Source organism: Pseudomonas canadensis (genome assembly GCF_000503215.1).
Classification (GTDB): Bacteria; Pseudomonadota; Gammaproteobacteria; order Pseudomonadales; family Pseudomonadaceae; genus Aquipseudomonas; species Aquipseudomonas canadensis.
Genome location: NZ_AYTD01000013.1, coordinates 973,443 through 984,340 on the forward strand (window position 1 = coordinate 973,443; position 10,898 = coordinate 984,340).

The following is a 10,898-nucleotide window of genomic DNA, read 5'->3' on the forward strand; positions in this document are numbered from 1 at the left end:
AAGGCGATCGTTTATTCAGGCAGATGGGCCACGCCATCTGAATCCGTCATCGCCCGCTCCAGCAAATCAGCCGGCAGGCTTTTACTCGCCCGAGCACCCAGCAAGCGCAATTGCTCGGTGCGGCTGACCAGATTTCCGCGTCCATCTGTCAGCTTGTTTCGCGCCGCGCTGTAAGCCTTATCCAACTGCTGCAAGCGGTTGCCCACTTCGTCCAGGTCCTGGATGAACAGTACGAACTTGTCGTACAGCCACCCGGCGCGTTCGGCGATTTCCCGGGCGTTCTGGCTCTGACGTTCCTGCTTCCACAAGCTATCGATCACGCGTAGGGTCGCGAGCAAGGTGGTCGGGCTGACGATCACGATGTGGCGGTCAAACGCTTCCTGGAACAGGTTGGGCTCGGCCTGCAATGCAGCAGAAAACGCCGCCTCGATGGGCACGAACAGCAACACGAAATCCAGGCTGTGCAAGCCTTCGAGGCGTTTGTAATCCTTACCGGCCAAGCCTTTGACGTGGTTTCGCAGCGATAGCACATGCTGCTTCAGGGCTGCCTGGCCGATGACTTCATCCTCCGCCGCCACGTACTGTTGATACGCAGTGAGACTGACCTTGGAGTCCACCACCACCTGCTTGTCGCCGGGCAACATGATCAATACATCGGGCTGGAACCGCTCGCCATCCGGGCCTTTGAGGCTGACCTGGGTCTGGTATTCACGACCCTTCTCCAGGCCTGCATGCTCCAGCACCCGTTCCAGGATCAGCTCTCCCCAGTTACCTTGGGTTTTCTGGCCCTTGAGCGCGCGAGTCAGGTTGGTCGCCTCGTCCGACAGACGCAGGTTGAGTTGCTGTAGGCGCTCCAGCTCTTTAGCTAGGGAAAAACGCTCGCGCGCCTCGTTCTGATAGCTTTCTTCCACGCGTTTTTCGAAGGACTGGATGCGCTCCTTCAGCGGATCGAGCAATTGGCCCAGGCGTTCCTGGCTGGTTTCGGCGAAGCGCTGTTCGCGCTCATCGAAGATCTTGCCGGCCAGCTCGGCGAATTGCGCACGCAGCTCATCGCGCGAGCCTTGCAGGTCGGTGAGGCGTTGTTGATGGCTATCCTGCTGTTCACGCAATTCGGCGCGCAAGGCGGCCGACAATGCATCGAGGCGACGCAGCTCGGTTTCCTTGGCGCTGCGATCAAGGTTCCAGGCGTGGGCAGCATCGCGGGCATTGTCACGATCGATTTGCAGCAACTCGACCTCGCGGCGTACTGCTGCGAGATCGGCTTGCTTGGCGGCGTTGGCCTGGCTCAAGTCGCTGATTTCATCGCGGCTGGCATCCAGCTGTGCGGCCAGGCCTTCCTGGGCCAGCTGTGCAGTGGCCAAACGCTCCTCGAGCAACTCCCAGCCAGTCATGCGTGCGGTCAACCGTCGCTGGAGCTGCCAGCACACGGCCAGTAAAGGCACGGCAGCGCCAGCCAGGCCCAGGGCAATACTGGTCCAGTCAAAAACCATAGACATGTCTGCCATCACCGAAAAAAAACAAGGTTAGCGGAGCACAGGGCCTGAGGACAGCTCAGTCTTCGACCTGGCCCAATTCGCGCTGGGCGCGGCGGTCACCGGCACGGGCGGCCAGGCGTAGCAGGTCGTGGCCGATGCGGCGGTCGCGGGCATTCCCGCATTCGCGGCACATCAGTTGGCCCAGGCGGCTCTGTGCAGCGACCACACCTTCCCGGGCTGGCTGCTTGAGCAAACGCCCGGCGAAATGCTTGACGTTGGTGTTGTGGCCCAGGCGAGGACTGTCGAGCAACCACAAAGCAACTTTCAAGGAGAAGCGCTCGGGGGCGGTAACAGTTTGAGGAGTGTCGGTAACAGAAGGTGATACTGAGCGAAACTTCATAAAGCACTGTGGGACAGAACGGAAGGCGCGCCACTCTACTCTTTTTTTCGCACAGGTAAAGCTGAAAAAACTCTGCACGCCCGTTCTAGAGCAAGCGCTCGGGACAATCCACAGAAGCTGTGGATAACTCAGTGGACAACCCTCCTTTAACTCGCGCAAAGCCCCATGGAATGGGGGCCGCAGTCAAACTGACGATTTTTTCACCAATAAAAAAAAGCCAGATTTTTCATTGACTTAAATTTTCATTGCAGGCAAATGGCGGTCTCGCAGTGCAGTTGACAGTGCGGTTACACAGGCCGCAACCAATGTGCACAAGTACCCATCCGATGGTTATATCACCGGTGTTTTTTGAAGCCACTCGCTACAAAAATGTTACCGCAGGGACAAATCAGGGACTTCTCAAATCTTTCCCGGCTCGCCACACTCCCCGACCTACAACGCAACAATGGGTGGGTTGATGAAAGGGATTCTGTTATTCGCCGTATTGCTGCTGGCGATCTGCGCCGTTTCCTTGGGGATCAATGCAGCGCTGCCGTCACCGGATGGGGCGCTGTTCGCCATTGCGATCCTGCTGTCGGCGGCGTTCACTGCCGTGAGCCTGTGCATCGAACTGGGCGAAGGGCGGATAAACGACATGGGCGACGTGATGAAAGTGGTCGAGACCGGCCAATCCTTGCGTCTGACCCTTGCCGCCTACGGGCTGGGCTGTTCACTGGCGGCAGCGACTACGGTGCTGGTCTATCGAGGCCTGCTGGGCGGCTGATGAAAGTTTTTTGACTGACATACTTCCCTTACCGGTTTCAATCCGTTACTATCCGCGGCGTTAGTACCAAGCTGAAAGTCAATTCTGGTCGAACAACTCCCTTGTCCAACACGGGATCGACCACCTCGATGGTTTCCAGGTATCACTTGCGACGACACTGCCTTTGAAGAAGCAAAGGGTGGCGCGAAGTTTCCATACTCTGACCGAACCAACCTGCAAATTGATCAGGATCTTCACCCCGGGCCCAGAACCTTTGCCCCTGTTGTGTTGCCTGCCCTCCTAAGTACCTACCTGCCAGCCCAAGCGCGCCTAACTTATCAGCGCTTCAAACTGGCTGCTTTGTTCCAGTCGGTTTCTTCGTTCGATCAATCGTGGTCAACGTCGCTGGAACGTTTTAATACGGCACGGTTCTTATCTGTGTCATTTGTAGGAACACCAATAATATGAACGCTCAAATCCATACTCAGGATGCCATTCGCACCCTCACCAACGCTTTTGCTCCAATGAACTGCCTGATCATGGCCGCTCGCAAAGGCTGCTTCAGCTTCACCCTGGTCAACGAACACGGCATCGCTCGTCACAGCGAACGCCTGTACCCCGATCAATACTCCAGCGCAGAACCGCTGCAGGCCGTGATCGAGCGTACCCGTCAGGCACTGACTGCCTGATCGACCCGAGTCGCTGAAACACAAAAACCCTGTTTAAAAAGCAGGGTTTTTTATTGCCCGGAATTTGCCAATCGAGCTTTTGCACTAAGTTCAAATAGATATAAACGTTATAACTAAATGAAGAAGATGTTTTAAAAACAGTCCTTTACATCACAAATATGACACTACACTTCAACTCAAGCGGCATGATCCGCTTCCGGCGAGCCTGAGATCCGATCCACTGCTGCCAAGCCCCCACACCTTCTCAGGCTTCGTCGACCACTTTCACGGATTGAGGCTTGTATGGGTATCGCTGCCAGCGAATTGTGTCGTTATGTGATCCGGCCGACCTTGATGTACCTGGGCCGCCACAACCCAACGGCCGAGTCTCTGCTGCTGGGCATTGCCGCCAGCCAGTCGGAACTCGGTTCAGCGTTGCACGACCGCCGTGGGCATGGCCTGTACAGCATCACCGAACCGCGCCACCGCGCCTTGTGGGATGACTACCTGGCGCTGGACCCCGAGCGCGCCAGCCTGGTACGTGGGCTCGCGAGCCAGCACGCCTTCCTCAGCGCGCCGCAACTGGAACTCACCGTCAACCTGCGTTACGCCACGGCCATCGCCTGGCTTTTGGTGGAACAACACACCTCCGCACTGCCTCCGCCCGGTGATGTGCTGGCAATGGCACGTATCTGGAAAGAAATTTTTCACCCACAAGGACGGCTGCGCGATTTCACTCAAGCCTGGCAAACCTGTGTTTCACCCATGAATCACGTGGTTTGCTGACCGGGCAATTTGCAAGATTCGTCAAAAACCCGGGAATTTGGTCGGATTGTCCTACAAAACCGCTCTATCTCCTACATTACAGCCTATAGCGCGATCTTAAAATTATTGTTACTTTCCGCAGCGGTGATCACCACGGAGTTCTAATAATGAAAAAAGTAATGCTCAAGACCACACTTAGCCTCGCCGTTGCCATGGCCTCTTCCCACGTATTCGCAAGTGGCTTTGCCCTTAACGAACAAGACGTCGCAGGAATGGGAACGGGTTTCGCAGGCCGCTCTTCTTCTGCCGAAAATGCAAGTACCGTTTATGGTAACCCTGCCGGTATGGCTCGCCTTGAAGGCCAGCAAGTCACTGGCGGTGTTGCAGCGATTGATGCCTCAAGCAACATCAAGGATGTCAGCGGCCGCTCCACAGGCACGAACAAAGGCGATATGGTGCCTTTCACTGCCGTTCCTTTCGGTTTCTACACCAATAAACTTAACGAACAATGGGCTGTAGGTTTCGGCGTCTATGCTCCGTTTGGTCTCGTGACAGACTACGAAAGTGGCTTCCAAGGCAAAGCTTTTGGCAGCAAAAGCGAAGTGACGGTCATCACCTTCCAGCCTACGGTGAGCTACGCCTTCAACGATCGGGTTTCCATTGGTTTTGGCCCGACCATCAACCGTATCGCTGGTACGCTTGAGTCCGATATCAACCTGCCAATCGCTGGTACCGGCTCCAACAACATCAAGATCAAGGGAGATGACACCGCCGTCGGCTTCAATGCCGGCCTGCTGGTTCAAGCCACTGATACAACTCGCGTGGGCCTGACCTACCACTCGAAGGTGAAGTACAAGCTCGAAGGCCATACTGAAGTGACCAAAGGCACCAACGTTCCGGCTGCGCTGCTGAACAATGGCCGCTACGACGCGTCGCTGAAGATCGACACGCCTGAATCCTGGGACTTCTCGGTTACTCAAGACATGAGCGACGCGTGGAAACTCTACGCCGGCGCTACTTGGACCCGTTGGAGCCGCTTGAAAGACATTACCGTCAACAACGAAGGTGTATCGGCCGCAGCCGGTAGCGGTGTTTTGGCGCCGCAAATTGTCGGCACCATCAAAGAAGACCAGAACTGGCACGACACTTGGGCCTATGCCTTGGGTACCTCGTATCGTGTCACCAAGCAAGTGGTGCTGCGTACCGGCCTGACCTTCGACCAGTCGCCTACCAACAACAAAGACCGTTCGCCGCGTATCCCAACCGGTGACCGGACTATCTTCAGTCTCGGCCTTGGTTACGATGTAATGCCGAATATGACCGTTGACCTGGCTTACTCCTACCTCAAGGAAGAACCAGTCAAGGTCGCTCGCGCCAACGCATTGGGCCAGTCCTACAATGCTAAGTACGAAAACAGCGCCAACGGTTTTGGCCTGGGCGTAACTTACAAGTTCTGACCTGACACCCTATAAAAAAGCCCCGCTCTCCTGCAAAGGAGGCGGGGCTTTTTAATGGCTGACGATCAAGGCTTGGACGCTATCGCCTCCTCCACTGCCTTGATCATGTCCGGACTGTCCGGCTTGGTGAGGCTGGAAAAGTTGGCGATCACCTTGCCCTGCCGATCCACCACGTACTTGTAGAAATTCCACTTCGGCGGCGCGTCGGTCTGCTGCGCCAACACCTTGAATAGATGCACCGCGTCCGGCCCCTTGACCTTCTGTGGCTCGGTCATGGTGAAGGTCACGCCGTAATTCACGTAGCAGACCTTGGCGGTTTCTTCGCCGGTCTTGGCTTCCTGCTTGAAGTCATCCGATGGCACGCCGATCACTTCGAGCCCTTGGCCCTTGTAGCGTTGGTACAACGCTTCAAGGCCTTTGAACTGTGGTGCGAACCCGCAGAAGCTGGCGGTGTTGACGATGATCAGGGGCTTGCCGGCAAAGCGCTGGCACAGGTCGATGGATTCCTTGGCGCGCAGCTTGGGCAATTGGCCTTCCAGCAGCGGCGGGCAGCTGGCAGCCAGCGCAACGCTGCCAATAGCCATCAGGACGGGTACAGCAAGCCAACGCATCTGCATGTCGTGTGTCCTTGAAAGTTGTCAAACCACGAACTTAACAGATCGACATACCCAGTTGCATCAACGCCAGCCCGCCGTTTTGCCAGCCCCACCAGGCCAGCAACATCAACACCAACACCGCGGCGAGTATTAACCCGCGTATCGCTATGCTCATGCCGCCTCCATCTGCGCCTGCAATCGCGCCACTGGCCGCTCGCGTACCGGCCAATTCAGGGCCGCGGCGAGCAGGCTCAGCAGGATCGCGACCTGCCAGATCAAATCGTAGTTGCCGGTTCGATCATAGACCACCCCTCCCAGCCAACCACCCAGGAACGAACCGAGTTGGTGGAACAGGAACACGATCCCACCGAGCATGGATAGGTTTCGTACACCGAACAATGTGGCGACGGTGCCGTTGGTCAGCGGAACGGTAGACAGCCACAGGAAGCCCATCGCCATGCCAAACAGATAAGCGGTGACTTCAGTGACCGGCGCCCACAGGAACAGCACGATCACCACCGCACGCAGCAGGTACAAAGCAGTCAACAAGCGCGGCTTGGACATGCGCCCACCGAGCCAGCCGGCGGTGTAGGTGCCGAAAATATTGAATAGGCCAATCAGCGCCAGCACCGTGGTCCCGACGGTGGCCGGCAAGTGCTGATCCACCAAGTAGGCCGGCAAATGCACGCCGATAAACACCACCTGGAAACCGCAGACAAAAAAGCCGAAGGCCAACAGCCAGAAACCGGAATGGGAACAGGCCTCCTTCAAGGCTTCGCGCAAGGTTTGCTGACCCGCCACCACCGGCAGTGGTCGGTCCTTGAGCATGCTCACCAGAGGCAGGATCAGCGCCACCATCAGGCCCAGTGCCAGCAGTGCCGCAGACCAGCCCAACCAGCTGATCAAGCCCAAGGTGCCCGGCACCATGGCGAACTGACCGAACGAACCGGCAGCACTCGCGATGCCCATCGCCATGCTGCGTTTTTCCGGCGCCACAGCCCGGCCGACCACACCCAGAATCACCGAGAACGAGGTGCCGGACAGGCCGATACCAATCAGCAAGCCGGCACTTAAGGACAACGACCACGCCGAATCGGACATGCCCATCAACACCAGGCCCGCCGCGTACAGGACGCCGCCGACGAACACCGCTTTAGTCGCGCCAAAGCGGTCAGCCAGGGCGCCGGTGAACGGTTGCGCCAGGCCCCAGATCAGATTCTGCAAGGCGATGGCAAAGGCGAAGGTCTCACGGCCCCAGCCGAATTCGCTGCTCATCGGTGCCAGGAACAGGCCGAAACCGTGCCGCACGCCCAACGACAACGCCAGGATCAGCGCACTCCCTACAAGAATCCATCCACTGGTGCGCCACATCGAGGTCATTTCTTATTCTCCGCTCGCGGGTATATACCCGCTTGTATTTGAACAAATCCGCGCTCAGGCGAGTTCGTCCAGCAAGGCCAACAAGGTTTCGCGTTTTTCCGCGCCGAGTTGATCGATCAATTTCTGCTGCGCCGCTTCCCAGGCGGGTAATGCTGCGGCCAGTCGTGCGACACCGTCCTCGGTCAACATCACCAGGCGGTTGCGCAGGTCATCGCCTTCCACCAACCGCACCAGGCCCTCGCCTTCCAGCACCCGCAGGTTGCGCCCCAAGGTGCTGCGATCCAGGCCCATGGCTTCCGCCAGGCTGGAAATACTCGGCTGATCAAGGCGCTGCAAGTTACACAGCAAAGAATACTGGGCGACGTTGATCCCGAAGCCATCCAGGGCGCCGTCGTAATGCCTGCTGACGCCACGGGCGGCACGTCGCAGGTTGGTACATAAACATTGGGAGGCAAGCATGGAAGGTGTATATACCCGCGATTAAGGAAATGCAAGAAAGTGTTACAGCGCCAGGCCGACCAGAACCGCGACTTCCAGCAGCTCCAGCAAGGCGCCTGCGGTATCGCCCGTGGTGCCACCCAGCCGATTGACCATCAGTTGGCGCAGCCCCAGGAAGCAGATCACAGCGAGCAGTACAGCCATCCCGCCACTGAAGCCGCCAATGAGGATGCAGGCCAGACCACTGAGGATCAGTACCTGTTGGCCGACAATTCTCGGTAAATGATCCGACAATGCCTGGCCCAATCCACCGGCACGCACATAACGCGTGGTGAGAAACAGTGCCAGCATCGAGGCGCGGCCGATCAGCGGCGCCAGGATCAGTGCCGCGCCGTTGTGTTGCTCAATCAAGGCTACCAACGCAGTGAATTTGAGCAGCAGCACCAACCCGAGGGTGACTACGGCAATCGGCCCGCTACGTGGGTCCTTCATGATTGTCAGCGTACGCTCGCGGTCGCCAAAACCGCCGAGCCAGGCATCGGCGCTGTCCGCCAATCCGTCCAGGTGCAGGCCACCACTGAGCAACACCCAGGCCGCCAGCAGCAGTGCGGCATGCAGCAACAACGGCGCGCCCATCAATACCGAATTCAAGCCCCACAACAGCACACCGAACAACACACCCACGACCGGATAAAACAGCAGTGAACGCCCCAATTCCTGAGGCTGCGGCATACCCGGCAAGCGAATCGGCAAACTGCTGAGAAACTGCAGGGCGATCCAGAAGGGCAACATGTCTAAACCCCTTCCTTCAGGGCGCCGTCAGCGGCGACGTACAGACTGAACAACCCGCCATGGCCCACTTCGACGTTCAGCAATTGCTCCCTCGGCAAACCACGCGCTCGCGCCAGTAGCAGACGCATGACACCGCCATGACTGATCAACAACACACGCTCACCGGCATAGGCCTGATGCAAGCGTGCGACAGCGCCCAGGACCCGGTCGGAAAAAGCGCTGACCGGCTCCCCCTCCGGTGGTGTAAAGCGGTAGGGATCAGCCCAGAACAACCCAAGCCCTTCGGCGTCGGTCTCCATCAAGGCCGCCGCGCTCTGCCCTTCCCAGGCACCGAAGTGCAACTCTTGCAGATCCTTTTCCAGGGTCACCGGCAGCTTCAGTTGAGCCCCCAACTCCTCGGCAAACCGCGCGCAGCGTTGCAGCGGTGAGCTGACCAGTCGGTCCCACGGCCCCTGTTCCATCACGGCCGCGCGCATCTGCGCCCAGCCGTTGGCGGTGAGTGCATCATCCAGACTGCCGCGCAGGCCGCCGCCCAGCTCGGTTTCGCCGTGACGCAGCAGGTCCAGGCGCAGGGTCATGCCGGGCGGTCTGCCACGGCGGCTTCGGCGAAGGTCGCCATCTGCCCGTGCAATGCACACGCCAGACGCACCACCGGAACCGCCAACGCCGCGCCACTGCCTTCGCCCAAGCGCAGGCCCAGTTCCAGAAGCGGCTGCGCGTCGAGGCTTTGCAACACATGGCGATGACCCGGCTCGGCGCCGCGATGACCGAACAGCAGCCATTCACGGCATGCCGGGTTCAAGCGTGTCGCGACCAGCGCCGCAACGGTGCAGATAAAGCCATCCACCAGCACCACGATGCCGTCCTGGGCGCAGGCCAGGTATGCGCCCACCAGCGCAGCAATTTCAAAGCCGCCCAGATTGAACAGCGTCTGCAACGCATCAGCACGCTGACCGGCGTGCAGCGCCAGGGCACGCTCGATCACGGCCACCTTGTGGCTGACGCCTTGGGCATTCAAACCCGTACCGGGCCCCGTGAGATCACTGACCTGACAATCGAGCAAAGCACACGCCAGCGCACTGGCGGCGGTGGTGTTGCCGATGCCCATCTCACCGCCGATAAACAGCTGCGCCCCGCTCGCCAATGCACGTCGCACACTGTCGCGGCCGGCTTGCAGGGCGAGCTGCCCCTGTGCCTCGGTCATCGCCGGACCGTTGACGAAATTGGCGGTGCCCGCGCCGATATTCAGGTGACGCACACCGGGCAGGTCCAGAGACGGCGTGACCGTGCCGAGGTCGACCACTTCCAGCTGTGCGTCCAGCTGCCGCGCCAACACACTGATGGCCGCACCACCGCTGACAAAGTTGAGCAGCATCTGCCCCGTGACTTCCTGAGGAAACGCCGACACGCCTTCCGCGACCACGCCGTGGTCACCGGCGAAGATGGCAATCCACACGTGATCCACCAAAGGTTTGACCTGGCCCTGCATGCCCGCCAATTGCACCGCCAGCGCCTCCAGCTGGCCGAGGGAGCCGGCCGGCTTGGTCAATTGCTGCTGGCGTGCCAGAGCGTGTTCATACGCTTGCACGTCGATCGCCTTACAAGGGTTGAACCACCAGGTATCAGTCATAACGCAGTACCTTTCAAAGTCAGGGGCAGGCCGGCAACCGTCAGGACAACACGCTGACAGCGCTCGGCCAAGGCTTGATGCAGCCAACCGGCTTCATCCACATAGCGGCGAGTCAATTCGCCCAGCGGCACGACACCCAGACCGGTCTCGTTGCTGACAAAAATGATTTCACCCGGCAGCGTGGCCAGGGTTTCCAGCAATTGATCGCGCTCAGCGGCCAGACGATTCGGGGCTTCGAGCATCAGCAGATTAGTCAGCCACAGGGTCAGGCAGTCCACCAGCAGGCACTGCGCAGGTGCCGCGTTTTCGCGCAGCACGCGAGCCAGTTCGACGGGTTCTTCGATGAGGCCCCAATGCTCGGGGCGACGCTGGCGATGCAAGGCGACGCGTTCATTCATCTCACCATCCAGCGGTTGGCTGGTGGCGATGTACGTGACGGTCAAACCACTGTCGCTGGCGAGTTTTTCGGCAAGGCGGCTTTTACCGGAGCGGGCGCCGCCGAGGATCAGTTGAAGCATGGGATGGCACCTTGGGTTGGCTGAAATGTGTCGGCCA

13 protein-coding genes are annotated in these 10,898 nt (G+C 59.0%); 4 read left to right on the forward strand and 9 right to left on the reverse strand.

Features of this window, described 5'->3' with window-relative positions; genetic code table 11:
* Positions 1-11: 11 nt before the first annotated feature.
* Together rmuC and U367_RS01000000130105 are read right to left on the reverse strand one after the other, a co-directional pair.
* Entirely contained in the window at positions 12-1,376 is a 1,365-nt protein-coding gene (rmuC, locus tag U367_RS0113335) for a DNA recombination protein RmuC (RefSeq protein ID WP_174890966.1), read from the reverse strand.
* Positions 1,377-1,551: 175 nt separating this feature from the next.
* Positions 1,552-1,875: an SEL1-like repeat protein gene (locus U367_RS01000000130105; protein WP_032864225.1), complete on the reverse strand. Its 324-nt coding sequence runs from the start codon at positions 1,873-1,875 to the stop codon at positions 1,552-1,554.
* 457 nt (positions 1,876-2,332) lie between these two features.
* Between U367_RS01000000130105 and U367_RS0113345 the strand changes: the two genes are divergently transcribed.
* The 4 genes from U367_RS0113345 to U367_RS0113360 all read left to right on the forward strand — a co-directional run bounded on the left by U367_RS0113345 (position 2,333) and on the right by U367_RS0113360 (position 5,507).
* Entirely contained in the window at positions 2,333-2,638 is a 306-nt protein-coding gene (locus U367_RS0113345; protein WP_028617356.1) for a hypothetical protein, read from the forward strand.
* A gap of 443 nt (positions 2,639-3,081) precedes the next feature.
* Positions 3,082-3,306: a hypothetical protein gene (locus U367_RS0113350; RefSeq protein WP_005790139.1), complete on the forward strand. Its 225-nt coding sequence runs from the start codon at positions 3,082-3,084 to the stop codon at positions 3,304-3,306.
* A gap of 282 nt (positions 3,307-3,588) precedes the next feature.
* Entirely contained in the window at positions 3,589-4,071 is a 483-nt protein-coding gene (locus U367_RS0113355) for a hypothetical protein (protein WP_028617357.1), read from the forward strand.
* A gap of 146 nt (positions 4,072-4,217) precedes the next feature.
* Complete coding sequence (locus tag U367_RS0113360) at positions 4,218-5,507, forward strand: OmpP1/FadL family transporter (RefSeq protein ID WP_028617358.1); 1,290 nt, start codon at positions 4,218-4,220, stop codon at positions 5,505-5,507.
* Positions 5,508-5,572: 65 nt separating this feature from the next.
* Here U367_RS0113360 and U367_RS0113365 read toward each other — a convergent pair whose 3' ends face one another.
* The 7 genes from U367_RS0113365 to cobU all read right to left on the reverse strand — a co-directional run bounded on the left by U367_RS0113365 (position 5,573) and on the right by cobU (position 10,861).
* Positions 5,573-6,124 (reverse strand): glutathione peroxidase, encoded by a 552-nt coding sequence (locus tag U367_RS0113365; protein ID WP_028617359.1) that lies wholly within the window; start codon positions 6,122-6,124, stop codon positions 5,573-5,575.
* A 150-nt stretch (positions 6,125-6,274) separates the two neighbouring features.
* Positions 6,275-7,474, reverse strand: a complete 1,200-nt coding sequence (locus U367_RS0113375; RefSeq protein ID WP_161634124.1) for an MFS transporter — start codon at positions 7,472-7,474, stop codon at positions 6,275-6,277.
* A 63-nt stretch (positions 7,475-7,537) separates the two neighbouring features.
* Entirely contained in the window at positions 7,538-7,942 is a 405-nt protein-coding gene (locus U367_RS0113380) for a MarR family winged helix-turn-helix transcriptional regulator (protein WP_016976530.1), read from the reverse strand.
* Positions 7,943-7,984: 42 nt separating this feature from the next.
* Positions 7,985-8,713: an adenosylcobinamide-GDP ribazoletransferase gene (locus U367_RS0113385; protein ID WP_028617361.1), complete on the reverse strand. Its 729-nt coding sequence runs from the start codon at positions 8,711-8,713 to the stop codon at positions 7,985-7,987.
* A 2-nt stretch (positions 8,714-8,715) separates the two neighbouring features.
* On the reverse strand, positions 8,716-9,291 hold the full coding sequence (gene cobC / locus U367_RS0113390) for an alpha-ribazole phosphatase family protein (RefSeq protein ID WP_028617362.1): 576 nt from the start codon (positions 9,289-9,291) through the stop codon (positions 8,716-8,718).
* The gene (gene cobT, locus U367_RS0113395; protein ID WP_028617363.1) at positions 9,288-10,343 is read right to left on the reverse strand and encodes a nicotinate-nucleotide--dimethylbenzimidazole phosphoribosyltransferase; all 1,056 of its coding nucleotides are present in this window, start codon (positions 10,341-10,343) and stop codon (positions 9,288-9,290) included. Before cobT ends, cobC begins: the two co-directional genes overlap by 4 nt.
* The gene (cobU, locus tag U367_RS0113400) at positions 10,340-10,861 is read right to left on the reverse strand and encodes a bifunctional adenosylcobinamide kinase/adenosylcobinamide-phosphate guanylyltransferase (RefSeq protein WP_028617364.1); all 522 of its coding nucleotides are present in this window, start codon (positions 10,859-10,861) and stop codon (positions 10,340-10,342) included. Before cobU ends, cobT begins: the two co-directional genes overlap by 4 nt.
* Positions 10,862-10,898: the final 37 nt, after the last annotated feature.

Excerpts from the sequence above, each read along its gene's own strand:
- U367_RS0113385 (WP_028617361.1), bottom strand. The coding sequence starts at position 8,713 with ATGTTGCCCTTCTGGATCGCCCTGCAGTTTCTCAGCAGTTTGCCGATT.
- U367_RS0113365 (WP_028617359.1), bottom strand. The coding sequence starts at position 6,124 with ATGCAGATGCGTTGGCTTGCTGTACCCGTCCTGATGGCTATTGGCAGC.
- U367_RS0113355 (WP_028617357.1), top strand. The coding sequence starts at position 3,589 with ATGGGTATCGCTGCCAGCGAATTGTGTCGTTATGTGATCCGGCCGACC.
- cobT (WP_028617363.1), bottom strand. The coding sequence starts at position 10,343 with ATGACTGATACCTGGTGGTTCAACCCTTGTAAGGCGATCGACGTGCAA.
- U367_RS0113380 (WP_016976530.1), bottom strand. The coding sequence starts at position 7,942 with ATGCTTGCCTCCCAATGTTTATGTACCAACCTGCGACGTGCCGCCCGT.
- cobU (WP_028617364.1), bottom strand. The coding sequence starts at position 10,861 with ATGCTTCAACTGATCCTCGGCGGCGCCCGCTCCGGTAAAAGCCGCCTT.
- U367_RS0113360 (WP_028617358.1), top strand. The coding sequence starts at position 4,218 with ATGAAAAAAGTAATGCTCAAGACCACACTTAGCCTCGCCGTTGCCATG.
- U367_RS0113350 (WP_005790139.1), top strand. The coding sequence starts at position 3,082 with ATGAACGCTCAAATCCATACTCAGGATGCCATTCGCACCCTCACCAAC.
- U367_RS01000000130105 (WP_032864225.1), bottom strand. The coding sequence starts at position 1,875 with ATGAAGTTTCGCTCAGTATCACCTTCTGTTACCGACACTCCTCAAACT.
- U367_RS0113375 (WP_161634124.1), bottom strand. The coding sequence starts at position 7,474 with ATGTGGCGCACCAGTGGATGGATTCTTGTAGGGAGTGCGCTGATCCTG.
- U367_RS0113345 (WP_028617356.1), top strand. The coding sequence starts at position 2,333 with ATGAAAGGGATTCTGTTATTCGCCGTATTGCTGCTGGCGATCTGCGCC.
- cobC (WP_028617362.1), bottom strand. The coding sequence starts at position 9,291 with ATGACCCTGCGCCTGGACCTGCTGCGTCACGGCGAAACCGAGCTGGGC.